This is a genomic window from Bacteroides sp. ET489, assembly GCF_030518095.1.
In the GTDB taxonomy this organism is placed as follows: Bacteria; Bacteroidota; Bacteroidia; order Bacteroidales; family Bacteroidaceae; genus Bacteroides; species Bacteroides ndongoniae.
Genome location: NZ_JAULLJ010000011.1, coordinates 1 through 25501 on the forward strand (window position 1 = coordinate 1; position 25501 = coordinate 25501).

Here is a 25501-nt window from a genome sequence, read left to right on the forward strand (position 1 = left end):
GCTATTGTATAGTATGCTAATATACAGAAATACAATTAGTTAGAATAATATAAACGAATAAATTCGAAGATAAATCAAACAGTAAAAAGGGATTGGAATTTACACCTTATTATATATAATAACTCAGGATGAAGGATTAAGCGAAATACTAATAACACTTATTTTACTAACAATTAAACTAAATTATGGAAATGGAAAAGTTTTATGTAACTCCGGAAGTGGAAGTTCTGGAAGTGGCAATCGAAAAAGGATTTGCTGGCAGTGATCAAGGTGGTGTAGATACTGGTGTAACTGAACCTCTTGGCTAAAAATGATTCTAATTTAATTTTTAACTATTAATTATTATTAAAATGAAAGCAAAACATTTATTCTTTGCAATGGCATTGCCAGGATTATTTGCTGCTTGTACACAAGAAGAGTGGACAAGTAATGAGGCAAACAATTCTTTGGAATTGGCAAAACGCCATAATGCGGGTGTTGTTGAATTTACAATAGATGGTGACGAAGCCGATACTCGTTATAACCATGAGTTGGGTAGATTCGATAATGGTGAAGAAATCGACCTCTATTTAATGGATGAATTAACTGGAAGCTGTGACGATGGTGATGCTAACCATATGCATGGTTTTGATAAATCTCAAGAATGCTGGAGGTACTTCAATGTATGGGATGAACTTTATACGCTGAAAGATTATGCACAGACCAGATATCCGTTCGCATACGATGAAACCTCACAGACCTGGAAAAACTGTGCTACTCTTCTCGAAGGTAACTACTTTGCAATGCATCCGAGTAATGAAAAGATTACTAATAGAAAAGATGTATGGCATTACATCAATCCGGTACAAGGATTTTCTAAAGATGGTGAGTTCTATAAATTGGCAATGGATAACCAATTCTGGTTGGGCTACACGCCTATTTATCGCGATGAGGACAGAACAGGTGAAATGACATTACCTTTGAGTATGCAACCTATCATGACGGTTCTGAAGCTGAATATTGTGAATAAAGGTAATACGGATGTTATTGTAGATAAGATTGTGTTCAAAGCTAAGGATGGAAGAGCATTGCCTACTATTGCATATGTGAAACCCACTTTACCTGAAAGCGAGTGGAGAAGAACTGTAGATGTAAAGAATCCTAAAACTGCAGACGGTTGCGGAGATTTAACATGTAATGATGAAACTTTGGATTCTGAATATAGCAGAGAGCTGACATGGCCCAGAACTTCTACAGGTCGTGCGACTGCCAGAAGTATAGTTGAGTATGCAACTCCTACTGATCATATACCTTACGGATTGGAAGATACAAATGTAGCATACGAATATGTATTTAATTTTGATGAGGCCAGCGATTTGGGTGGTCATTTCCTGAAAGGTAATGTTGACAACGGTGAGTATGTTACTGTATATTTCCCGCTGCCTCATGTTTTGGGTACCATTTTGGAACCTGTCATCTATGGCCGTATCTATGATAAGATTGCCGCTAATGAAAATAAGGGCGAAAATCCATGGAAATATGGTATTTTAAGAAAAGGTGATTTGACTGCTGATAATGGTAGTAAAGTGTTTACTTTAGATGATGCTAATCTTGGAAAGCTGCAACCCTATGCGCAAGTAGTTACAGCTGCATTTGATGAGTACGGATTTGAAGCCATTACTGACGCACGCATTGAGAATACAGAAGATTTGATGAGATATTTGAAAGGCTTGGAAACTTCTTATACAAGTCAAGAAGATGTTACCATTGAAACAAATGTTTATGGCAATGGACTGGTTATCAATGATGAAGTAATCAGCTATTTGGACGAAATGAATTCTAAGAATGACTGTTTCATAACTCTTGATTTCAAGGCATTGAACACTACAGATGCAACCGTAATGCTTGATACTGAAAAAGAAAGTATGAAATATTTCAACTTTGGTAACGGAACTATTAATTTTGTTGTAAATAAAGGCATTCACTCACTGGAAAAAGCCAATCAGAACTTGAAGAGCTTGGCTGTAGAAGAAAATGCTATATTTAATGTAAAAGCTGATGCTAAGATTGCCAATACAGAGAATAATGGAATTTTGAATGTTGCTGCCAAGATTGAAGGTAACGTAGAAAACCATAAGACTATCGAGTTACAGAATACCTTACTGAACAGTGCAAACATTGACGGTACTTTCACTAACGAAAATATTGCCAATGTAGTTGGAACGGTTACTGTTAAAACTCTGAAAAACAAGAATACTTGCGTAAACTGTGGTGTTGACAAAGCTGTCTTGACAATCACCAATGCTGGTACACTGGACGTTCAAGATCTGACTAATGATGACAAGATTGTGAACAACGGTATTCTTAACGCTGAGGAACTGATGAATAACGGTACTATTGAATCCAATGCAACATCTAATATTTCGACCTTGACTAATAAGGGCACTATTGAAGTAAATGCAGGTGTAACTACACTCACTGAAGAAAATAGTAACGAAGGCACGATTAATGTTGCTGCTGATGCTAAACTGTCAGTGAAGGATGACAACACTTTGGCTAATCAGGAAGCTGGTGTAATCAATGTCAAAGGAGATTTGATGGAAAACATCCAGAATAGTGGTATTATCTATGTTATCGGTGACGGACATGTAGGTGTTAATGGTATTGTAGATCATAAAGCTAATGGTATTATTGATATATCAAAAGCCAATAATGCTGCTTCTTCACGTGTAGCCAAAGATATGGTAACTGGTATGACCGGTAACTATTTCCGTTACACTGTTAAAGAAGAAATTGCTGCGGATCTGAAGAATGTACTGAAGGCGCTTATTTCAAGCAATAATATTGGTGTAAATCCTGTAATATTAGTTTGGGATACGGATAGTCCCGCTACATTCGGTAGTACAACCAATCAAGGATTAGTAAATGAAGGCAAGGTTGAACGAGTAGTTATTAATCGTGAACTGACACTGATTGGTACAGTAACATTCAATGATTTGAACAACAACTGTAAAGCTGTTGGTATTAAATATGATGTTAATGCTTACAATAAAGCATTCCAAATTACTTCTAAGGGTAAGGTAATCGTTGATAATGCTGCTAAATTAGTATTGAATAGAGGAAATGATTATTCTTACGAATTTGTAACAGCTTGGGTTGACGGAACTCTTAAAGTAAACAATACTGGTGCTTTGGATTCTACTACTCCAGGATTAGTAAAAGTATTTGGTGCTGGTAGATGTGAATTTGGCGCAAAACCGGCAAATTATAGTAAATGGACAAAATCTGGTAAATATACAGGCAAATGGCTTGTTGAAGATTAATCAGAAATACAGTAAAAAAAGGTTGTGCTAAGCACAACCTTTTTTTTATTCAATCAATAAGAGGTAGTCGAACAAACGTACTGTATTTCATCTTAATAGCATAAAGTATACAGCCCTATCCCCCCATAGTAGAATTAGGTAATTCTAGCCCTAAACATACTATTCCTAATTTAACCTTACCAACCGCTTTACCACATAAATGACTAATAGCATGCCAACTGAAGAGTTAACGTCTAATACTATTTATAGTTTACGATTCGTCAAATAACTAATGGCTTAACACGTCCCATACTGATTCTATTCTTCCTCTTATTTTCAATTCCTTTGTAAAGGATCATTTTACTCTTCATCCTTCAATATATCCCTCAACAATATACATTCTCGTTTCTCAACCAGCAACTTGAAAACGAAAATTTTCTCTCTCATATCCTTACACCTTTTTACACCAAAGTATCAATTATAGGTGTCAACACTACCATATCAGCTATTTTTCTTCCTTCTATTTGTACTTAAAATCAGCGTTTTATAATACTTTCGTCTGGTGCCATGAAATGGTGTTAATTGAACTTTTGATTGATCAAACCTTTTAATGCGAAATGTATTAATTCGCTAAGTATAAACAGATTACAATATTTCCTTTAATCGTACTACAAGTACATATTTTCTCGTTTACGTTCTTTTTGTGAACTTGTATTGTATTGATTATCAATAAAATACCATCGAAACCTATTTAGGAAATAAGTTAGTTACTTTGCAGCCTGAATTATGCGCTGTTGTATAGTATGTTAATATACAGATATACAGCGAATTAGCATAATATAAACGAATAAATCCGAAGATAAATCAAACAGCAAAAAGAGGTTGGAATTTACACCTTATTATATATAGAGCATGGCTCGATACAAGAAGAAAGGACTTACGATAATTTTCATGGCTTAACAATATACAGCGTGCGATACGCTAAAGAAACTTAATTTTATAATAAGGTATGTCGCACCACATACGATAACAGCTAAACGAAAAGCGAGAACGAAATACTAATAAACATTAATTTATTTACTAACAATTAAAAACTAAAATTATGGAAATGGAAAAGTTTTATGTAGCTCCGGAAGTGGAAGTTCTGGAGGTGGAAGTAGAAAGAGGGTTTGACGCTTCGATCCCTAGTACAGGTGGTGGAACAGATTGGGATTAATGAGATAGTCTTAAAATGTGTAACTAATCAATTATAAATGATGAAAGCAAAGTATTTATTAGGTGCATTGGTGTTCCCGATGATTTTCGGTGCATGTACCAATGACATTTTTGAACAGGAACAACCTGCTGCGTTGCCTGATAATTCGATTCTGGCAGGTCGTGCAAAGGGCTATGTGACATTGAACGTTGAAAGAGTGGGTACGGAAACTCCACAAACTCGTGTAAATGGTGATATTAATAATGACGAAATCTCTTGGTTATGGACTGGCCAAAATGATAGACTGGGAGCAGTCGTGGTAGATTATGCTCCGGGTAACAATATTGTTGATTCAGATAAAGACTATCCCAAATATGCGATTACGAACTATCCGTTCTGGCCTCAAATCAGCGAACCTACTGCCAGTGCTCCATTTAAGACGAATACAGCTGTAGTGGAAGGTGCGTATATTTTCTATAGTCAGTATGATGGAACATTAGTTAAAAAGTCTGTGATTTCTGATGAAGTTCCTCGTATACAGATGGTTGAGGCTGGGAAAGAAGCCGGATTGAAGCAAATCGGCTCGGAACGTAAAGCGGATGGAGAGAAAATTGGACAGAATTTCTTTGTTTCTCCTATTATGAATATAAGCCTCGAAGATGGACAGGACACTGAATTCCCCTTCGCATTGACGAGTGCTAATTCTATTCTGCAGATTAAATTGAAAGCTAATGTTGCTGAGAAGTATCAAAAGAACTTCTCTATTAGCAAGATCGTGATGACTGCATTGGATGATGATTCTAAGTTCTATCGTAAGTTGACATTGAATCCTGCTAAAATTGCAGATTTACAGGCTGAGGTTAAAAAAGAGAAACCCAATTTAGCTTGGATGCCTAACAATGCAATTGATGGTAACAGCACTAATACAAGTGAAACTGTGAATGCCGTGCTGAGAAAAATCATGAGCCGTAACGATGATAATGAGGTTATTACAGATGCGGCAGTTTCTGAATTAGGTACTCAGGCAGAACCAACATCTGACCTCGTTTATCAATTGAAGGACAATTTCATGTTTGCCGACAACAACAACGAATTTGAACTTTATGTAATTATGCCTGCTGGTGAATTTAAGGGAGTAGATAACCTCACCGAAAAAGATGGTAAAACATATGGTGCACTCAAGATGGAAGTGTTTACCAATGAAGGTGTTTTCACTACTTACTTTGGACCTAAGACTGGTAGCTTAATTGCACACCGTGGCGAGAAGATTAACATTAACAAGGAGCTGATAATCCAGGAAGGTTATAGCAATATTGACTTATACGATTTTGAGGATGAAGGCTTTAATGTAGAAACTTCTCAAGATTGGAACTATGCTATTGATTACATTAGAGAACATCTTGACAGATTTGGTTCGGGTAGTTCGTGGTCTACACCGAAGTTGAATCTGATTGGTGAAGAAATCGTAGTTGATAAGGATCATTACTTCCCCAACTGTCCTATTATCTACAATGGTGAAACTACTTTGGTGTTCGAAGGTGCTGAAGATTATGTGATCAATGCAAATAATGTATTGTTAGGTAGAAATAATGGAATATGCGCTAAGCAAGTACCTACTCTCAAGTTTACCAACGACGCTGCAACTGTAAGCTTCAGCAAGGTTGATAAGAATAAAGACTACACAAACAGCTTCGAACTGGTATCTGACGCAAAAGTTGTAGTTGCTGATAAGCAAGAACTTACTTTCGCTGAATTGGTTAGCAATACAGCTATGACTATCGGCGAGAAAGCCGTAGTAACTGCAACAACAGCTGAAACAAAGGGTACTCTGTCTGTAGCAGAAGGTGCTAAACTGGCTGTTAGTGGAACATATAATAACGGAGGTGAAGTATCAATCGCTAAGGATGCTGTTGTAACACTTACAACTGCTACTAATGAAAAAGACGCTTCTATCGAGGTGGCTGTAAGAGGACAGTTGAAATCTACTACTACTTTTGTGAACAACGGTACATTGACATTGCTTGGTGCAGAACAAGACATGAACGTTAACGACCGCAGTAAAGCGACATTTAAAGATCTTGAAAATGGTGGTAAGATTGACGTATTGACTGGTGGTACTAATAAGGGTACTTATGGTGGCCGTTTGGAAGTAAGTACGTCTGTTACTAACTACGGTGAAATTAATGTAAACGGTGAATTTGTAGCAACTGATGCTACTGGTACTAACTATGGTCAAGTTATATTGTTAGAAGATCCGTATGCTCTGATTCAATTAGGTAAACAGTTTAAATCTATACAAGACGGTAAAATTGTACTCTCTACTCCTGAACAATACGAAATGTTTGATAACTACTACAAACAGAACAATGAATTGAGTGAGGTACAAGGTGTTATTGAAGCTCAAATGACGCAAAAGACCTATGATGCGGTAATGAAGAACATGGCTGATTATAGCGGTCAAGAAAACGCATGGGAAGTATTGAACAAGATTATCGTAACTGGTGACTTGGAGTTGAAGGCCGACATGGGTGGCTTGAATAAAAATGTAGTTCTGAATGGCGCTAATTTGATGGCAACGGCAGACTTGGAACTCAACACTTTGACAATCGTAGAAGGTACTGAAAACTCATTATCTTTGGCTACCGGAGTAAAGGCCGCTACTATCGCAGTTACTGAAAAAGAAAAATCTAATGTAAACGTGTTTGGTGATTTGACTATCAATAATGGTGTGACTTTGAAGATCAACTATCATCAACTCTCTAGTGTTGATTATATGCTGAACATAGGCCAGAAGGGTAATCTCGTTAACAATGGTCTAATTGACTCTACTGATGGTGAAGGTGGTTCTACTGATACCTGGGATGGTGTAAATAGATTGTTCACTTACAATGCTGGTACTTTGACAAACAACGGCCAAATCTGTAAAGCTGATGCTCCGAAGTATAGTGGTGCTGCTTTCAATCAATTGATTCAGTTAATTAAAGATCTTAAAAATACTGAGGGAACTAAGTTTGTTGGAACTTGGGATACTAATAAACCTCGTGTAGAGAGATGGGATGCACAAGATGAAGGTTGGGCTAAGGATGAATCCACTTGGACATCATCTAAAACTCCTCAAACCCTTGGCAAAGATGAATTATATGAATTGCTTCAAAATGGTAAAATTGACTCTTATGATGGTTTTTATTATATACAGAGTAAAATTCGTGACAAGTGGTTTACTATGTATTTAGGCTTGAATAAGAACGCTCCAACTGAGGATTTCAAATCTTTGATTAAAGAATTGAAAGAAAATGAGGATAAACTGAATGTTGCATTTGCTAATGCTGTTAGTGGTACAGAAGTTCCAGTTCTTACCAAGACTTGGATGTATGTAACTAACTATGGTTTACTCGACTTTACTAAGGGTCAGGCTTATGGTCAATTCAATGGTGTAAATCACGGAACAATCAAAGGTGATTTTAGCAAATAAGCCACATACTTGGTTTAATAATTTTAGAAAGCGGGTCTGCAAGGCCCGCTTTTTTTGTATATAATTGCTTGGAAGTGTTTAACTTACTGTTGAAAGGCATTTACTCTGTAATTCTACAGGGCTGGGAACGTCTTGCTCGATACAGAGCCACTTGGAACAGCTCGTTACAAATTCCTTTTCAGTTCGTCTACTGTAACTTGAACTTGCGAATTAAAAATCGACGAAGTTACTCCTCTTATTTTCCCTAGTTAGGAAAAAATTCCTCCCCAGTTAGCAAAAAACTTTTTCCCAGTTAGAGAAAAAAACACGCCTAATAGGGAGCGGGTGAAGACCCGAAGGAGAGTGGCAGGTTATTGATATACGGAATGTCGTAAAACCTACCACCCCGCCCGTTGGGCACCCCTCCTTCCCAAAGGAGGGGAGTCAGTTACTATAACTTGGTTTTGACGCAGCCTCTGGGTTCTCCATTCACTACCTGTTTATGCTTTTGTAGCTATATATCGTACAGACGAGATGTTTAGATTCCGCTTTACTCCGCTCAACATGACAGTGTGAAAGCGGCAGTTTACCTTTGCTACAGGCCAATAATATACTTTTGAATGGAAGGATGCTGGTGAGAGAGTAGAACTGAAATGAGGGGGCAATATTACGCTTAAGGGAATAAACTATAGATCTTCAACGTTTCGGCAACCTACTGAAGCTGTCTTACTTGTGGCTTAGGATACGGATGGTCGTTGGCCGTATGTGTTAACTAGAGTACAGCTTTCTCCTCAAATAACCGCATTCTGCGGTTTCGTCTGTTCGGAGGACATCCGTATGGATGCACGTCAGGCAGCAGGTTACGACATTGCGCAGCAGGAATTGGGAACATCGCTTTGCTGCGTTGATCGTACGGATGGCTGAAAACTTACGCTGAAACCAACAAAAAAACTGTACCGGACTAGGTCTCCTTCTTCTTCCCTCTACTGGGGGAAGCAATCAGGGGACCTGTTCCGGTACAGTCTTTTATAGCGATGGCTGTGTGTCAGCGGTGGGGTGGGTTAGTCTACCCACTTTCCGTTCATCCAGTCGCAAGCCTTTTTGATGTCTTCCAGTGAAGCGTAAGACAGGTTGGCGTCTACCTTGTTGCCTGTGGCGGCAGCGAAGATGTCGTTGGTGTAGATACCTTTTTCGCTGTTCACGTTGTTGCTGATGGTGGTGTTGGTGATGCTGGAAGTGCCGTTGACCAGTGCGTTTTCTGTTTCAGCGCTTTCTACTGTCAGTGCCTTGCCTTTGCCGCAGATCTGTGCGTTGTCCATTGTCACCTGAGTACCGCGACGCAGACGTACACCTTGTTTTGAACCGCCGTTACCTACCAGAATCAGGTTTTTCAGCGTGGGGTGAGCCACCGGAGTAGCTTCGTAATTGTTTTCGTTGTTGTCGGCTTCGATCAGGCAGTCGCAGTCGTAACCCAGTGTGGCTTCGGCTTCCTGATAGGCTACGATGTCGGTAGCTGTACCGTTCCAGCCTTCAGTCCAGTCGAAAGAGTCGTCGCTACAGCTGATGACTACCATGTTGCTGACGTTGACCGATCCGCCGAAGAACTCGAAACCGTCGTCTGAACCCTGATAGGCTACACAGTGGTCAACTGTTGTTCCGCTGCCTACACCGTAGAAGCTGATACCGTTGGCTTCGTGCTCTTCGTCGAAAGCATAACCGGTGTATTCCAGACGTACGTATTGCAGAACACCCGAGTTGTCTTTGTTGTCGCTGCCACCGTATTCGGCACCGCCAATTTCAGAACTTCCTTTACCGCCCTCAGCATTGGTATGAGCGCGTCCGCAGATGTGGATACCGCCCCATGCGCCGGCCGACTGTTTTTCGGCAGTCATTACGATCGGTGCGTCGGCTGTACCGGTAGCGTTGATTTTGGCTCCCTGCTTGATGAGGATGTAGTCTACGTTGTCATCGTATTTGGAGATGATCTTCACACCTGCCTGAATGTGCAGCGTAGCTCCGGCTTCTACCGTATAGGCACCGCTCAGGTAGTAAGTGTTGCCGGCTCCCAGCGTGATGTCGTTGGTGATGGTTCCTTGCAGGGTGCTTTCGTTGGCCAGTACGTTGTCGCTTTCGCTCCAGTTCTTGGTCCATCCGGCAGCCCAGGGACATTTGGCAATGATGTCTTCGTACGAAGTGTAGGGGTTGGCCTGATTGGCTTTGTTGCCGTCGGCTTCGAATTCGGCATTGGTATAGATGCCTTCTTTGCTGGTCAGGATGCCACTGATGCTTACGTTGCTCATGCTCGATGTTCCGTTGACCAATGCGTTTTCTGTTTCAGCGCTTTCTACGTAGATAGCGTTCTGTTTGCCGTAGATTTCGGTATTCTCGATGGTTACCTGAGTACCGCGGCGCAGGTGTACACCTTTACCGGCTGCACCGTTACCTACAAGGATGAGGTTCTTCAGCGTAGGATGAGCTACGGGAGTGGCGCTGTAGTTGTTTTCGTTGTTGTCGGCTTCGATCAGGCAGTCGCAGGCATAGCCCAGTGTTTCTTCAGCTTCCTGAATGGCGATGAGGTCGGTAGCCGTACCGTTCCAGCCTTCGGTCCAGTCGAAAGAGTCGTCGCTACAGCTGGTGACAACCATGTTGCTGACGTTGACCGATCCGCCGAAGAATTCGAAACCGTCGTCCGATCCTTGGTAAGCCTGGCAGTGGTCAACCGTTGTTCCGCTACCCACGCCGTAGAAGCTGATACCGTTGGCTTCGTGCTCCTCGTCGAAAGCATAGCCGGTGTATTCCAGACGTACGTATTGCAGAACACCCGAGTTGTCCTTGTCGTCGTTGCCACCGTATTCGGCACCGCCAATTTCAGAGCTTCCCTTGCCGCCCTCGGCATTGGTGTGGGCACGTCCGCAGATGTGGATACCGCCCCAGGCACCCGATTCTTCTTTTTCGGAAGTCATGATGATGGGGGCCGATGCCGTACCTTTGGCGTTGATTTTGGCTCCTTGCTTTATCAGGATGTAGTCTACATTGTCATCGTAAACGGCTACAATCTTTACACCCGGTTCGATGTTCAAGGTAGCGCCTTCTTCTACGGTGTAGGCACCGCTCAGCTTGTAGGTGTTGCCCGATTTCAGGGTTACGTCTTCGGTGATTGTACCGCTCAGCGTAGTGCCGTCGGCTATTCCGCCGTCGTTGTTTGTTGTTTCGTCATCGCTGCATGATGCACTGAGAAGTGCCATGCCGGCCAAAAGGGCCATTGAAAACAATTTTCTGCTCATAATTTAAGTTTTAAGTTTAGTGTTTTGTTGACAAGGAACAAGGCTTCAGACCACGAGGCTTACCCTGTCCTCTTGTCAACTATTGGATTATTACTCTTTATTTTATTGGGTTTTACTTTAAACAAGTCTGTTTCCTATGAGTTTCTTTATAGTTACTATCACTTTGCTTTGTCATCCTGAACGAAGTGAAGGGTCTGTTATCACATAGCCTTCGAAAGAGATCCTTCACTACGTTCAGGATGACAGAATGATAACTATGTTATGCGCTAAGACAAAAAGTGTACTTTTTAAAGCGGACTCAGTTATTTTCTTATTAACTTGTCCCCTCGTCAACTTGTCAACTTGTTAACTCAAAAATTATAGCTGACGCCCACTTCGAAACCCGTACCTTCCTTGAAGCGTTCCACTTCGATGTATTCGCCCGTCTTGGGCACTTCCTGCTTGAAGACTACGGCGCGGTTCAGCAGGTCGGTCACCTGAAGCTTGGCGCTGAAGTGGCGGCTGAAGTTGTAGCTGGCATTGAAGTTCAGCGTGTGGACAGCCATTTGGTCGATGTCGCCCAGCTGTGATACGCCGACGGCATGGATGCGTTTGCCCTGCAGGTTGTAGAGGAGCGACAGGTTCAGCTGGCGTTCTTCGCCGAAGCGGGGCGAGTAGGTGAGGTCGGCATTCAGCAGGATGGGCGAGGCGCCTTGCAGCGAACGGTCCTTGTTGGTGTAGGCACCGCCTTCGGGCAGCTTCACGTTGGTGTACATGTAGGAGACGTTGGCTCCCAGTCGCAGGTCGCGTACCAGCTGTTTGCGCAGTTCTACTTCTATACCGGCTGCCATACCTTGGTCGGCATTCTGGAAGGAGTGCATCGTGGCACCGCCTTGCAGCTTCTGGATGCGTTCGATGGGTTTGTCGAGGAACTTATAGTAGACCGTTGCCGAGAGCATGTCGCCGTTGGGGCTGAAGCGTTCGTAGCGCAGGTCGAAGTTGTAGTTGTAGCCGTTCTGCAACTCTTCGTTACCACGGATCTGTGCCGAACCGTAGGATTCCTGATAGAGGAAGGGAGCCATTTCGATGAACGAGGGGCGGGTGATGGTGCGCGACAGTGACATACGCAGGTTGTTTCGGTCGTTCATGGAGTATTTCAGGTTGACGGTGGGGAAGATGTCATTCTTGTTCAGGTCGCGGCGGCGCTGGTATTTCTGGTCGCCCTCGATGGCATATTCTACCCACTGTTTGGTCATTTCGTAGCGCAGGCCGACGTTGACAAGCAGGGAGCTGAGCGGATAGAAGTCCGTCTGTGCATAGGCAGCGTAGATGTCCATTCCGGCACGGTAGGTGTCGTGGGGTTGCATCTTGCGTTCGATGACGATGTTGCCGTTCTCTACGTTCTCCTGGTTGAGGAAGCCGTCGGTGTCGTAAATGTTGTCGATGGTGGGGTTCAGCTTGTTTACGTTGTAGTAGAAGCGGGTACCCATGTAGTCGCGGTCCTTGTTCTTGTAAGCCAGACCCATCTTGACGAAGTTCTGTTCCGACCAGTTGTATTTCAGGTCGAGGTTGCCCACCCATTCTTCTTCGTTCAGTTCGCCGAAGTAGCGCATGGTTTCCTGTCGGTTCAGCTTGAAGAGTTGCAGGTTGCCAGCATCGTCCTTGGTGAACATTACCTGACGGCGGTCGGGCTCTTCGCTGCCTGTCTTGCCGTAGGAACCTGCCCAGTTCAGCTGCCAGCGGGTGCCGAACTCATGGTGTCCGTTCAGCTGATGGTTTTGCAGGGTGTAGATGTGCGTGATGTCGTTGCTGCCCCACAGGTTGTGGCCTTCAGCGTCTATACCTTCGCGGCTCTGGTACGAGTCGCTGGCGTTGCGGGCATAGAAGAAGGTGTAGCCGATGCGGTCGTGCTGGCGCAGGGTGTAGCCTACGGATGCCAGTGCGGCCATCTTCAGCGTAGCGGTATATTCGTCGTAAGTAAAGTCGTTCTGTACGTTGCCTGTGGCTTCGAGCGTTTTATAGAAGGCGTCGTCCATGCGTTGCGTTTCGTTGCTGAGGCTCAGCGAGGCCAGCAGGCTCAGGGTCTGGTCGCCAATGCCGAAGTTGCGTCCGAAACCCAGGTTTCCGCCAAATTCGGGCAGGGCAGTACGCTTGTCCACATCGAAGGTGGTACGGAAGATATTGTTCTTGGTGACGTACTCGTCGAAGTCGAGCAACGGCATGTCGTATATCTTTTCGTCGAGCGAGGGTGTTTTGAACAGGGTTCCATCGCGGTCCATCTGGTAGAAGTCGCGTCCCAGTGTGTTGAACCGTCCTCCTACGTTGAAGCTGACGTTCAGGAACTCGTCCGTCACGTTCTCCTTGGTGCTGATGTCGATGTGTGCGCCGCTATAGTCGGCAAAGGCGCTGGCATCGTACACCTTGCTGACGGTGATGTTCTGCACCGTGCTCGAAGGGAAGAGGTCGAGAGGAATCAGTTTGTTGTCCGGGTTGGGCGAGGCGATGGGCAGTCCGTTCAGCGTAGTGCTGCTGTAGCGGTCGCCCAGTCCGCGAACGATGAGCTGGCCCGATTCGGCAATGGAGATACCGGTCAGCTTCTTAACGCCTTCCTGCACGTTGCCGATACCTTTGATGCCCATTTCCTTGGCACCCAGGTTCTCGATGGCCAGTGTGGCTTTTTGTCTTTCTACCTGCAGGGCGCGTTCGCCTTCCAGGTTCTTCTTGGCTACTACCGATACTTCGCCCAGTGTCTGCGCATCGGTTTCCATTTCGAAGTTCAGTACGGTTTCTCCGCTCACCTTCACCTGGCGGGCGTTGATGTCCACGTAGCCTACGTAGCGTACTACGAGGTCGTACGTGCCGTCGGGCACACTGAGCGTGTAGTTGCCGTCAATGTCGGCTACGGCTCCCGACGTACTGCCGGCTACCTGTACGGTGGCTCCGGTCAGCGGTTCTTTAGTCTGTTTGTCAGTAACTGTTCCCTTGATAGTGCCTGCCAAGGCAGTCATGGCAGATAGGGTAAGGAATAAAACAAGGAAGAGAATCTTTCCTAAATCTACTTTCATACTCATCTTTTATGCATTTCTTTTTTCCGCTGCAAAGGTGAGAATAGGGCGTTACATGCGTGTGTCGTCCAAAGTACATGTCTGTTTCGGAAACGTTACGTAGGTATTACAGAAGATGAGGGAAAGTGGGGAGTATACCTCGCTCCAGAAGGCTCTGTATGGGGGCTTTGAGAGACACTTGCACGGCTCGCGAGCGACACTTGTACGGCTCGTGAGCCACACTTGCATTCCAGACGAGCCGTACAAGTGTCGCTCAGAAGGGGGAGAAGCAGGGGGATTGGGAGGGTTGGGAGTGCGGTAAGTTAGGGGGATATAAAACACAGATTCGCGCAGACCTCCGCCAAGACTTGTGTACGGTTTCACTTCCGTAGGAATAAAGTCTGCGCGGGTCTGCGCGAATCTGTGTTTAGGGGACTTGTTATTTTTCAGGCACGGATTACATGGAAGTTCACAGATTATAATTCTTCTTTCTCTGCGTTTTCCGTGTAATCCGTGCCTAAAAGAAAGCGGTTCCTTTTTACATGCCGAAAGCGTAGTTGCCAATCGACTCGTAAGAGGCGCTGACGATGCTAAGCACGGTGATACCCAGCGTACAGATGAGCAAGGCGGCACGCGTATAGTTGTCGCTTTGGAAAGGAGCAATCGGCTCGTCGCTCTTGTTGATGTACATGGCCTTTACGATCTTCAGGTAGTAGAACAGGGAGATGACTGTGTTGAGCAAGGCGATGAATACCAGCAGGTGGAAACCGCTGTGGAAAGCGGCGGCGAAGATGAAGAACTTCGAGAAGAAACCTGCGAACGGCGGAATACCGGCCAGCGAGAACAGAGCCAGCGTCATCAGGAAGGCCAGACGCGGATTGGTGCTGTACAGGCCGTTGTACTCGGTCAGCGTGAACTTGTGCGAACGGATAGCCACGATGGTGATGATGGCAAACACACTGAGGTTGGCAAACATGTAGATAAGCACGTAGTAGACCAATGCCGTCATACCCTGTGCCGTACCGCTGATGACACCCAGCATGATGTAGCCTGCCTGCGAGATACTGGAGTAGGCCATCAGACGCTTCAGGTTCTCCTGACGTATGGCAAAGATGTTGGCAACAGTGATAGAGGCGATGATGACCCAGTAGAGGGCTTCCTGCCATTGGTCGACCATCGGAGCGAATACCTTGAACACGGTAGTCATCAGCACGAAGGCTGCCGCACCTTTCGAAATGACACTGAGGTAGGCGGTTACCGTACTCGGTGCACCCTGATAAACGTCGGCTGTCCACAAGTGGAAAGGAACCAGCGAAATCTTGAAGCCCATGCCTGCAAAGAAGAACACGAAAGCCATTACCTGCATGGGGTTACCCTCCAGATGAGCGGGAATGTCTTCGAAGTAGAGCGTACCTACCGTACCGTAGATCAGCGACACGCCGTAAAGCAGCAGACCGCTGGCAAACAGGGCCGTCAGAATGTATTTGGCTCCGGCCTCGGCCGAGTAGTGACGGTACTTGTCGAATGCCACTAAGGCAGCCATCGGGATACTGGCAGTCTCCAGTCCGATGAAGAACATCAGGAAGTGGCCGGCCGAAATCATCAGGTACATACCCAGCAGCGTACACAGCGTAAGGAAATAGAATTCGCCCTGCTTGATAAACGTGTCGGGCAGCTTCATCCATTCGTGAGCCATCATGAACACAATCAGCGTACCGATGCTGAGGATGGACTTCATGATGTGCTGTATCGGCGAGTTGTGGTACATGCCTCCGAAAGCGTCGGCAACCGGACCGGGAACGATGGTGATTATGGTATGGATAGCCAGCAGGATAACCGGGAACATGGTGTTCAGCACAGGTTTTCCGCCTTCCTTATGTGCGTCGGGGCTCATGAAGAGGTCGGCAATAAACAGTATGATGATGACTGCTATCAGCGAGAGCTCTTCTTTCATCAGTAGGAATTGAGAATAATCCATTTTATCTATTAAAAGTTAAAAGTTAAAAAATAAAAGTTGGAGCGTGCTTGGTTTCATATTAAAACACACTGACTATTGGCAAAACACTTTCGCTGATCATACCGCTGATCCACCACGGAGCCATACCCAGTGCAGCTACACAGACAATCAGGATGATCACTGCCGTACGTTCGTCCCACGTAGCGTCGGTCAGGGCCAGGTGATGTTCGTTCGTGCAGGTGCCGTACAGAATCTTTCCGACCAGTCGCAGGATGTAGACTGCCGTGATGACGATACTGCAGCAGGCAATCACCGTCCATACACGGTGGAAGGTGTCAGGTTCCTGGAACGAACCGGTGAAGATGGTCATTTCGGCTACGAATCCGCTCAGGCCCGGCAAACCGAGGTTGGCAAGACCGGCAATGACGTAGCATACCGAGAGGAAAGGCATGATTTTCATCAGTCCTCTCAGTTCGCGGATGTCGCGGGTGTGTGTACGTCCGTATATCATACCGATCAGCGCGAAGAAGAGGGCCGTCATCAGACCGTGGCTCAACATCTGCAGCACAGCACCCGTGCAGGCTGTCTGGTTCATCATCAGGATGGCGAAGAGCACCAGGCCACAGTGGCTCACACTGGAGTAGGCGTTGATGTACTTCAAGTCGGTCTGAACACAAGCCGAGAAGGCTCCATAGACAACCGAAATACCCGTCAGAATGAGGAAGATCCATCCTAATTCGTTGGCAGCCTCGGGCATCAGATACATGGCGATGCGGAAACAGCCGTAACCTCCTAACTTCATCAGTACGCCGGCATGAAGCATAGACACAGCCGTAGGCGCCGAAGCATGACCGTCGGGGCTCCATGTGTGGAAGGGGAACAGGGCGCCCAGTACGCCGAATCCCAAGAAGGTGAGCGGGAACCAGATGCGTTGCTGCTCGATGGGGATGTTGTGCAGCTGGGCAATCTCGAGCAGGTTCATCGTCGTTGCGCCCGAACCGTAGAAGATGCCCAGGATGCCAATCAGCAGGAAGGCCGAACCACCCATCAGCATCAGCGTCAGCTTCATGGCCGAGTATTCCTTGCGGCCGCTGCCCCACACACCGATAAGCAGGTACATCGGGATCAGCGCTACTTCGTAGAACATGAACATGGTGAACAGGTCGGTCGAGATGAAGAAACCGAACACACCCAACGAAAGCAGCGTGAACCACAGGAAGTACTCCTTGGTGAGCGGCTGCAGGCGCCACGATGCAAAGGTTCCGGTGAATACAATGATGGAAGACAGCATCAGCATGGCTACGGAGATGCCGTCAACACCTACTGAATAGTGTATGTGAAGTGCGGGATACCAGGCTACGTCGGCGCAGAACAGCATTTCGTCGGTAGCGCCCGCCTGCCGTGCATTGAGGTAGGCTATTGTCAGCCCTATGGCGGTAATCAGCAGAGCCGAAGCTCCGGTCACCATCACCGCGCGTATTTGTGCAATGTTCCGGCTTAGCCAAAGGCCGAGAAGCATCAGCAATGGAATCAGAACAAATAAGGATAAGAAATTCATTTTATTTAATGTATAATTGAAATTGAATATTGAAAATGAAAAGTTGAAAATGGAAGTTCATTCTCCATTCTTCATTTTCCATTATATAATTAACATCAGTATCAATACCAGTGCGCCCAGCAGGAATACAAGTGCATATTGCTGAATGCGTCCGCTTTGCAGGCCACGGATTTCGTCGCTCGTAGCATCGGCACTCCATGCCAGGAAGTTGAAGAAGCCGTCCACAACGTGACGGTCCCACCAGGCAATGGGGCGGCTGATGCAGCCGAAGATGATCTTATGGGTGATGAACTGATAGATTTCGTCAATGTAGAAGCGGTGATAGGCTGCTGTCCACAAACCGCGGAAACGGCGTTGCAGGGCATCGGCCACCGGCTGCTTGCTGCGGGCATAGATGCTGACAGCCAGTGCGATGGCTATCACGGCAATGACGATGCTGGTCAGCATGACTTGCGTATCTAAATGAATGTCGTAAGCATGTCCGTTGGACGAAACGAAGTGACCGAAGGGGATGAATCCGGCTACAACCGTAACGGCAGCCAGGAACATCAGCGGGAAGGTCATGGTCAGCGGACTTTCGTGCGGTGTGTGCTCGGCGTGAAGTTCCTTGTTCTCCTTGCCCCAGAAGATGCCGCAGTAGAGGCGGAACATATAGAAAGCCGTCATGGCTGCGATGATGGTCATGATCCATCCCATGACAGGGCTGAACTGGAAGCAGGCAGTCAGAATCTCATCCTTCGAGAAGAATCCCGAGAAGGGAGGAATACCGGCGATGGCCAGACAGGCGATGAGGAAGGTCCAGTGGGTGATAGGCATGTACTTGCGCAGACCGCCCATGGCCGACATCTCGTTGCTGTGTACGGCATGGATGATGCTACCGGCACCGAGGAAGAGCAGGGCCTTGAACATGGCGTGGGTGAACAGGTGGAACATACCGGCCATGTAGCCCAGTCCGCCTTCGTGCGGGTCGCTCGACGTACATACGCCTAAGGCAACCATCATGAAGCCGATCTGCGAAATGGTCGAGAATGCCAGCACACGCTTGATGTCGCTCTGCACGCAGGCCACGCTGGCTGCATAGAACGCGGTGAAGGCACCTACGTAGGCCACGATGTGAAGCACGTCGGGAGCAAAGCCGATGAACAGCGGGAACATGCGCGCTACCAGATAGACACCGGCTACCACCATGGTTGCCGCATGGATCAGGGCGCTGACAGGTGTCGGGCCTTCCATGGCGTCGGGCAGCCAGATGTGCAGGGGGAACATGGCACTCTTGCCGGCACCACCGATGAACATCAGTCCCAAGGCCAGCGGAATCATGGCGCTGCCTTTCATCAGGGTCATTTCATCGGGAGTGAACGTATAGGTTCCGGCGTAGTAGCCATAGACCAGAATACCGATCAGGAAGCCTAAGTCGGCAAAACGCGTCACGATGAATGCTTTCTTCGAAGCGGCGATGGCGGCAGGCTTGGTGTAGTAGAAGCCGATCAGCAGGTAGGAAGACACACCCACCAGCTCCCAAAACAGATACATCTGGAAGATGTTGGTAGCTACGACCAGTCCCAGCATGGACATGGTGAAGAGCGAAAGGAAAGCGTAGTAGCGCTGGAATCCGCGTTCGCCTTTCATGTAGCCGAAGGAGTAAATGTGTACCATCAGTGATACGGTGCTGATGACGATAAGCATCATTACCGAGATAGGATCGAGCAGGATGCCCATGTCAATGCTCAGGTTCTGTGTGAAGGGCAACCAGCGGAAGTTGTAAGGCATCAGTGTCTCGTAAGTGCCGTCGGCCAGACGGGGAGCGGTGAAGTAGCTCCATGCGGTGGCGTAGGAAAGGATGGTGACCAGTCCCAGCCCGATGCTTCCGATGAGTCCGGCCGTGCGGTGTGACATCCATTTGCCTCCGATTCCTGTGATGAGGAAGGAGAGGAACGGAATGAGTAGGATGAGAATCGTAAGTTCCATTATCGTTTGTTTTTTAGTTTTTTCTGTTTATTACCATTTCAGTTGGTCTATTCTGTTGACCTGGATGCTCCGTATGTTACGGTAGATGTTGATCATGATAGCGATGGCTACTGCCGTCTCGGCTGCCGAAATGGCGATGGAGAACAGGGCGAAGAAATAGCCTTCCAGTGCGCCGGGGAACAGGAAACGGTTGAATACGGCAAAGTTGATATCGGTGGCGTTCAGTATCAGCTCAATCGAAATCAGGATGGCCAGTGTGTTGCGGCGGGTGAAGAACCCGTACATGCCGGCGAAAAACATGATAGCCGAAACTATCAGATAATATTCCATGTGAATCATAACTAGTTCAGATTTCAGTGTTCGTAATTGATGTTTCCTATCGCTTGCGGGCTATCAGCAGACCTCCGACGATGCACGCCAGCAGCAGTATGCTGACAGCTTCGAATGGCAGCAGATAACCGTACTTGTCACCGCTCAGCAGGTGGTTCCCGATGGTGTTGATATTGATCTCTACCGGATTGACGTCGGTCGTGGCAAGGAATTTATGTTTCAGGGTGATGAACAACACGATGATGGCACCTGCCACAGTCGTTCCAAGTCCAGCCAGGAACTTGCTGCGTTTCAGTTTGGCTGCTTTGTCGCCTTCGCCGCTGGTCAGCAGGATGGAGAATACATAGAGCACGACGATACCTCCGGCGTAGACCATAATCTGAACGGAACCGAGGAAGGTGTAGCCCAGCAGAAAATAGATGCCTGCCGTACCGAAGAGGACGAACAGGAGGTACGTGGCCGAGCGTACCATGCGGGTTGTAGTCACCGTAAGCAAGGAGAATACGGTGATGAAAGCCGCTAAAAAGTAGAATACTACTGTTTCGAGAGTTATTTCCATATATTTTCTTTAATGAGTGGTTACGATTAATTTGATTATTCAGCCTTTTCTTTAGGGGCAGCCGCTTTGTCGGATGCCGGTTTCTCGGCCGCAGGAGCTTTCTTGGCTTCGGCTACATGACTGCCCGGATGATTGAGCGTCAGGAAAAGCTTGGAGCGGTCGAAGACTGCATGTTCGAAGTTCTGGTCGAAAGTGATGGCACCGTGCGGGCAGGCATTGACGCAAAGCTGGCAGAACATGCACGATCCCAGGTTGTATTCGTACTTGGCCAGTATTTTCTTTTTCTTCCCGTCTTCGGTCGTGATGGTTTCCGATGTCACCTTGATGGTGCCGTTGGGGCAAGCCATCTGGCAGAGTCCGCAGGCCACACAGTGATGCTCGTTCTGTTCGTTATGGGGCATTACAAGCGTGCCGCGGAAACGGTCGAACATCTTGAGCTCTTTCCGGTTTTCGGGATATTGCTCTGTGATTTTCGGGGTGAAGAACTCTTTCATGGTGGTCTTTAAGCCAGTGGTCAGACTGGCCAGACCTTTGAAAAAGCCTCCGAAGTATGTGTTCTTTTCTTCCATGTCTCTTATAAGAATTAAAAATTAAAAATTAGAAGTGCAGTCCGAAGGCCACAATCAGGCTCATCAGCACCAGGTTCACCATCGACAGCGGTACGAGGTATTTCCATTCCAGTGTCAGTATCTGGTCGATACGGAGACGGGGGAAGGTCCATCGCATCCACATCATGAGGAATACTACAAAGAAAGCCTTTGCAAAGAACCAGACAAAGCCGGGAATATAGTCCATGACCATGTTGAAACCGTCAAGTCCCGGTATGTGGAGCGGCATCCAGCCTCCTAAGAATACGGTGGCTGCTACGGCTGCTACAATGAACAGGTTCAGGTATTCGGCCAGGTAGTAGAAACCGAAGTGCATACCACTGTATTCCGTGTGGTATCCGGCGGTAAGCTCGCTTTCTGCCTCTGGAAGGTCGAAGGGGCCACGGTTACACTCGGCGTTACCGGCTATCAGGTAAATGATGAAAGCAATGATAGCGGGGATGTGGCCTTTAAAGATGAACCATCCGTCAGCCTGTCCTTCTACAATCTGCGAAATTTGCATGGTGCCTGTCAGCACTACCATGGTAAGAATGCTGAGGCCGACAGAGAGCTCGTAACTGATGATCTGTGCACCGCTTCGCATGGCACCGATCAGCGAGAACTTGTTGTTGGAGCTCCATCCGGCCAGTAGGATTCCCACTACGCCGATGCTGCTTGCCGAAAGCAGGAAGAAGATGCCGACGTTGAAGTCGAGCACTTCCATACCTTTATTAATAGGAAGGCAGGCAAACGTAAGGAAAGAAGCGATCAGCACCATGAACGGAGCCAGGTTATAGAGGAACTGGTCGGCGCCCTTGGGGTTGAATATTTCCTTGGTGAGCATTTTGAACACGTCGCAGAACACTTGCAGCGTTCCGTAGGGACCCACGCGGTTCGGTCCCAGACGGCATTGGAAGAATCCGCAGACCTTTCGTTCCATATAGATAAGTATGATGGCCAGAATGGCATACATCAATACGATACATACGCCTATGACGACACACTCGATGAACACGGCAAGTCCTTCGGGCATGACCGATGTCAGCATTTGGTGTATCCAGTTTGTTGCAATACTAAAGTCAAACATTTATTTAATTGATAATTGATGATTGATAATTGAGAATGGACAACAGGCAAATCATTTTCCATTCTCCATTTCCCATTTTCCATTGATTATCTGTCGATGTCAGGTACGACATAGTCCAGCGTTCCGCCTATCGCGATGAGGTCGGCAATCTTGGCTCCCCGGGTGATGGTGTTGATGGTTCCCACAAGCGGCAGTCCGGTAGCACGGTAGTGCAGGCGGTAAGGTGTCTTGTCGCCACGGCTTTCCAGATAGACTCCGAATTCGCCACGGCTTCCTTCGACAGCAGCGTAGTAAGAACCTTCGGGAACGCGGATGATAGGCTTCATCTTTTCCTGATAAGGACCTTCCGGAATGTTGTCGATCAATTGTTCGATGATGTGCAGACTTTCGAGGATTTCGTCCATACGCACCAGATAACGGGCCATACAGTCACCCTCGGTACGTACTATTTCGCGGAACTCTACCTTGTCGTAGGCTGCATACGGCATACGCTTGCGCACGTCGCAAGCCCATCCACTGGCACGTCCGGTACCGCCGGTGGCTCCGAACGAGATGGCATCTTCGCGGCTCAGCACACCGATGCCTTTCAGACGCTGTTGGGCGATGATGTTTCCGGTAAATATGTCGTGATATTCTTTCAGGTTGCGGCGCATGTAGGGGATGAATTCTTTTACCCGATGCACAAAGTTGGGATGCAGGTCGGCCTGAACACCGCCGATGGTGTTGTAGTTCAGGATGAGGCGTCCTCCGCATGTCTCTTCGAAAATGTCGAGCAGCTTCTCACGGTCGCGGAATCCATAGAGGAAAGCGGTCGTGGCACCGAGGTCCTGACAGAGGCAGGAGAAGAACAGAATGTGCGAGTCGATGCGTTGCAGCTCGTCCATGATGGTACGTATTACCTGTACACGGGGGCTGACTTCTACGCCCATGGCCTTTTCGATGCACATGCACAGGGCATGGCGGTTCTGCATCGCTCCCAGATAGTCCAGACGGTCGGTCAGTGCCAGTGTCTGCGGGTAAGTGAGGCTTTCGTTCATTTTCTCGATGCCCCGGTGGATATATCCGCAATTCACATCGATTTTGTGGATATTCTCACCTTCCAGTGATACGCGGAAGCGGAGCACACCGTGTGTGGCAGGGTGTTGGGGACCGATGTTGACAACGTATTCATCGTCGCCGAACAGCACTGTTTCACGTTCTTGATAATCGCCTTCGGGAGTAATTTCTACTTCGCGGGTAGTGTCGAGTGTTTCTTCGTTGCTCATGCGCAGCGGATTTTCTTTTTCCGGGTCGTTGTCCTTGCGCAACGGATATCCTACCCAGTCGTTACGCAGAAACAGACGGCGCATATCCGGGTGTCCGATAAACACGATGCCGAAGAAGTCATAGACTTCGCGTTCCGGCAGTTCGGCGCCTTTCCAGATCGGAGTTACGGAAGGCAACTGGGGATGTTCGCGGTCCAGTGTCGAGGTCGTTACCACCAGCCGTTTACCGCTGACGGTCGATTCCAGATGATATACCACTCCTAAGCCTCTCAGTTGGTCGGGGGTATCATTTTCAGCAGGTTCGCCCCAGTCCATACCTGTCAGGCTTTCGAGGAAGTCCATCTGTTCATCCTCCCGCAGGCGGCGCATTTCGTCACTCAGCTGTTGTGGGGCTATGTATATTGTTTTTGTTTCCATTTGCAGTTCTCTTTTTTAGGGAAAGTCACTTTTGGTCCGTTTCGTCTTTGGGAGCTTTCTCCTTGCGGTTTACACCTCCAAAGAATTTTTCAATCTTCACTTTACGTTGCAGTTGCATCATGCCATAAAGGAATGCTTCGGGGCGTGGAGGACAACCTGGAACGTAAACGTCGACAGGCAGAATCTGGTCTACGCCCTGCACTACGTGATAGGATTTGCGGAACGGACCGCCGCTGACGGCACATCCTCCTACTGCTACTACATACTTCGGATCGGGCATCTGGTCGTAAAGACGCTTTAATACGGGAGCCATTTTGTGGGTGATGGTACCGCTTACCAGAATAACATCGGCCTGACGGGGACTGTTACGCGTTACTTCGAAGCCGAAGCGCGCAATGTCATAGCGTGCGGCACATACGGCCATAAATTCAATACCACAGCAGCTGGTTGCAAACGTCAATGGCCAAAGGGAATTGCTGCGTCCCCAGTCTATCAGGTCGTCCAGAGCGGCTACAATGACATTGGTACCACCAGCATTCAGTTCCTGTACCAGCTTTTCAAGAGTCTCGTTGTCGGTGAATTCCTCATAAGGAATCGACTTAATCCGGGGTTTCTTGTTTATTTCCATTCCAACGCTCCTTTCCGCCAGGCATAAGCAAGTCCCAGCACAAGAATGAATAAGAAAAAGGCTACGCCAAGCAACGCGGAAACGCCAGACTGGCGAACACTGATAGCCCACGGAAAGAGGAATACCGTTTCTACCTCGAACATGAGGAAGAGGATGGCAAACAGGTAGTAACCAACACGGAATTGCATCCATGAACGTCCCCGTGTAGGAATACCGCATTCGTAAGGCTCCATCTTTTGTGGGTTGTACGAACGTGGAGAAATGGCATGCGAGATGGCAATGACCAGACCCACGAAGATAATTGCCGTCAACAAGACGGTCACTAAAAGAGTAAAGTTCATAAAATAAAGAGATTTTTTGCGATCAAGTATATAAAGGGGAAACTCTATTTCCCGCAAAATTTCTGTTCTCTCTGTGCAGAAAATGTATGTAGAACATTTACGAAGAAAACGGTTTATGTGCTATTATTAAGGTATTCCGGCACACAAACCGGCAGACTTTATATTACAATTTTCCGTAGCCCGTAGACGTAATAATCCACTGAGTGTGATAAGGCATTCGGGGCAGACCATCCTTTATGGAAGGTTGCTTTATGAGTAGTTTCCGGTCGTATCCGATTGATGGGGAGCGTGACTGATTTACAGCCGGGAACAGAATTCTGACCGATATAGTCAGCACAAAAAGGTAGAGATAGCAGATAATCGTAAAGATGATGAATGAGATGGGTCGTTTCTGTCGTTTGTGCTTGAAAAGCAGATTCGGTATAATCGATATTTTTGGTGCATAATTCGCTTGCCGCTTCGAGGACACCACTGTGTAACGATGCGGCCAGCAGGATGATCATTAAATATTTTATGCACTGTTTCATATAACGATTCTCTCAATCTCTCTTTTTCGGACGTGCAAAGGTA

The 25501-nt window shown here is 46.9% G+C and carries 17 protein-coding genes and 1 pseudogene; 4 read left to right on the plus strand and 14 right to left on the minus strand.

Translation table 11 applies throughout. From position 1 onward, the window contains the following. Positions 1 to 185 precede the first annotated feature (185 nt). From Q3C19_RS08210 to Q3C19_RS08225, 4 genes are all read left to right on the plus strand, one after another. Complete coding sequence (locus Q3C19_RS08210; protein ID WP_277123148.1) at positions 186 to 308, plus strand: hypothetical protein; 123 nt, start codon at positions 186 to 188, stop codon at positions 306 to 308. Positions 309 to 350: 42 nt separating this feature from the next. After that, positions 351 to 3302, plus strand: coding sequence for a hypothetical protein (locus Q3C19_RS08215; protein WP_302728511.1), 2952 nt, complete (start codon positions 351 to 353; stop codon positions 3300 to 3302). Between the two features lie 1232 nt (positions 3303 to 4534). Further along, the gene (locus Q3C19_RS08220) at positions 4535 to 7948 is read left to right on the plus strand and encodes a hypothetical protein (RefSeq protein ID WP_302728513.1); all 3414 of its coding nucleotides are present in this window, start codon (positions 4535 to 4537) and stop codon (positions 7946 to 7948) included. A gap of 744 nt (positions 7949 to 8692) precedes the next feature. Next, entirely contained in the window at positions 8693 to 8851 is a 159-nt protein-coding gene (locus Q3C19_RS08225; protein WP_302728515.1) for a hypothetical protein, read from the plus strand. 137 nt (positions 8852 to 8988) lie between these two features. Here the strand turns inward: Q3C19_RS08225 and Q3C19_RS08230 are convergent, their stop codons facing one another. From Q3C19_RS08230 to Q3C19_RS08290, 14 genes and pseudogenes are all read right to left on the minus strand, one after another. Then, positions 8989 to 10044, minus strand: coding sequence for a hypothetical protein (locus Q3C19_RS08230; RefSeq protein ID WP_302728619.1), 1056 nt, complete (start codon positions 10042 to 10044; stop codon positions 8989 to 8991). A 42-nt stretch (positions 10045 to 10086) separates the two neighbouring features. After that, a pseudogene (locus Q3C19_RS18405) lies at positions 10087 to 11211 on the minus strand (hypothetical protein); the annotation flags it as partial. A gap of 350 nt (positions 11212 to 11561) precedes the next feature. Next, complete coding sequence (locus tag Q3C19_RS08235) at positions 11562 to 14261, minus strand: TonB-dependent receptor (RefSeq protein WP_302728517.1); 2700 nt, start codon at positions 14259 to 14261, stop codon at positions 11562 to 11564. A gap of 511 nt (positions 14262 to 14772) precedes the next feature. After that, the gene (locus Q3C19_RS08240) at positions 14773 to 16212 is read right to left on the minus strand and encodes an NADH-quinone oxidoreductase subunit N (protein WP_022164100.1); all 1440 of its coding nucleotides are present in this window, start codon (positions 16210 to 16212) and stop codon (positions 14773 to 14775) included. A 58-nt stretch (positions 16213 to 16270) separates the two neighbouring features. After that, a complete protein-coding gene (locus tag Q3C19_RS08245) occupies positions 16271 to 17749 on the minus strand; it encodes a NuoM family protein (protein WP_302728519.1) in 1479 nt (492 codons plus the stop codon). Between the two features lie 81 nt (positions 17750 to 17830). Continuing rightward, positions 17831 to 19717 (minus strand): NADH-quinone oxidoreductase subunit L, encoded by a 1887-nt coding sequence (gene nuoL / locus Q3C19_RS08250; RefSeq protein WP_302728521.1) that lies wholly within the window; start codon positions 19715 to 19717, stop codon positions 17831 to 17833. 30 nt (positions 19718 to 19747) lie between these two features. Next, the gene (nuoK, locus tag Q3C19_RS08255; protein ID WP_022164097.1) at positions 19748 to 20056 is read right to left on the minus strand and encodes an NADH-quinone oxidoreductase subunit NuoK; all 309 of its coding nucleotides are present in this window, start codon (positions 20054 to 20056) and stop codon (positions 19748 to 19750) included. Between the two features lie 37 nt (positions 20057 to 20093). Further along, entirely contained in the window at positions 20094 to 20606 is a 513-nt protein-coding gene (locus tag Q3C19_RS08260; RefSeq protein WP_022164096.1) for an NADH-quinone oxidoreductase subunit J, read from the minus strand. Between the two features lie 35 nt (positions 20607 to 20641). Then, the gene (locus tag Q3C19_RS08265) at positions 20642 to 21184 is read right to left on the minus strand and encodes a 4Fe-4S binding protein (RefSeq protein ID WP_287642061.1); all 543 of its coding nucleotides are present in this window, start codon (positions 21182 to 21184) and stop codon (positions 20642 to 20644) included. Between the two features lie 19 nt (positions 21185 to 21203). Then, positions 21204 to 22280 carry an NADH-quinone oxidoreductase subunit NuoH gene (gene nuoH, locus Q3C19_RS08270; RefSeq protein WP_277122402.1) on the minus strand — a complete coding sequence of 359 codons (1077 nt, stop codon included), beginning with the start codon at positions 22278 to 22280 and terminating at the stop codon, positions 21204 to 21206. Positions 22281 to 22366: 86 nt separating this feature from the next. Next, a complete protein-coding gene (locus Q3C19_RS08275; protein ID WP_302728525.1) occupies positions 22367 to 23962 on the minus strand; it encodes an NADH-quinone oxidoreductase subunit D in 1596 nt (531 codons plus the stop codon). Between the two features lie 25 nt (positions 23963 to 23987). After that, a complete protein-coding gene (locus tag Q3C19_RS08280; protein ID WP_022164092.1) occupies positions 23988 to 24590 on the minus strand; it encodes an NADH-quinone oxidoreductase subunit B in 603 nt (200 codons plus the stop codon). After that, a complete protein-coding gene (locus Q3C19_RS08285; protein ID WP_022164091.1) occupies positions 24581 to 24931 on the minus strand; it encodes an NADH-quinone oxidoreductase subunit A in 351 nt (116 codons plus the stop codon). The genes Q3C19_RS08280 and Q3C19_RS08285 overlap by 10 nt, the downstream gene beginning before the upstream one ends. Positions 24932 to 25089: 158 nt before the next feature. Further along, positions 25090 to 25458, minus strand: a complete 369-nt coding sequence (locus Q3C19_RS08290) for a hypothetical protein (RefSeq protein WP_302728527.1) — start codon at positions 25456 to 25458, stop codon at positions 25090 to 25092. Between the last annotated feature and the right edge of the window lie 43 nt (positions 25459 to 25501).

Bases quoted from the DNA above. Each gene is read 5' to 3' on its own strand.
- Q3C19_RS08240 (WP_022164100.1), bottom strand. From the start codon at position 16,212: ATGGATTATTCTCAATTCCTACTGATGAAAGAAGAGCTCTCGCTGATA.
- nuoK (WP_022164097.1), bottom strand. From the start codon at position 20,056: ATGATTCACATGGAATATTATCTGATAGTTTCGGCTATCATGTTTTTC.
- nuoH (WP_277122402.1), bottom strand. From the start codon at position 22,280: ATGTTTGACTTTAGTATTGCAACAAACTGGATACACCAAATGCTGACA.
- Q3C19_RS08235 (WP_302728517.1), bottom strand. From the start codon at position 14,261: ATGAGTATGAAAGTAGATTTAGGAAAGATTCTCTTCCTTGTTTTATTC.
- nuoL (WP_302728521.1), bottom strand. From the start codon at position 19,717: ATGGAACTTACGATTCTCATCCTACTCATTCCGTTCCTCTCCTTCCTC.
- Q3C19_RS08210 (WP_277123148.1), top strand. From the start codon at position 186: ATGGAAATGGAAAAGTTTTATGTAACTCCGGAAGTGGAAGTTCTGGAA.
- Q3C19_RS08275 (WP_302728525.1), bottom strand. From the start codon at position 23,962: ATGGAAACAAAAACAATATACATAGCCCCACAACAGCTGAGTGACGAA.
- Q3C19_RS08245 (WP_302728519.1), bottom strand. From the start codon at position 17,749: ATGAATTTCTTATCCTTATTTGTTCTGATTCCATTGCTGATGCTTCTC.
- Q3C19_RS08260 (WP_022164096.1), bottom strand. From the start codon at position 20,606: ATGGAAATAACTCTCGAAACAGTAGTATTCTACTTTTTAGCGGCTTTC.
- Q3C19_RS08220 (WP_302728513.1), top strand. From the start codon at position 4,535: ATGATGAAAGCAAAGTATTTATTAGGTGCATTGGTGTTCCCGATGATT.
- Q3C19_RS08215 (WP_302728511.1), top strand. From the start codon at position 351: ATGAAAGCAAAACATTTATTCTTTGCAATGGCATTGCCAGGATTATTT.
- Q3C19_RS08290 (WP_302728527.1), bottom strand. From the start codon at position 25,458: ATGAAACAGTGCATAAAATATTTAATGATCATCCTGCTGGCCGCATCG.
- Q3C19_RS08280 (WP_022164092.1), bottom strand. From the start codon at position 24,590: ATGGAAATAAACAAGAAACCCCGGATTAAGTCGATTCCTTATGAGGAA.
- Q3C19_RS08285 (WP_022164091.1), bottom strand. From the start codon at position 24,931: ATGAACTTTACTCTTTTAGTGACCGTCTTGTTGACGGCAATTATCTTC.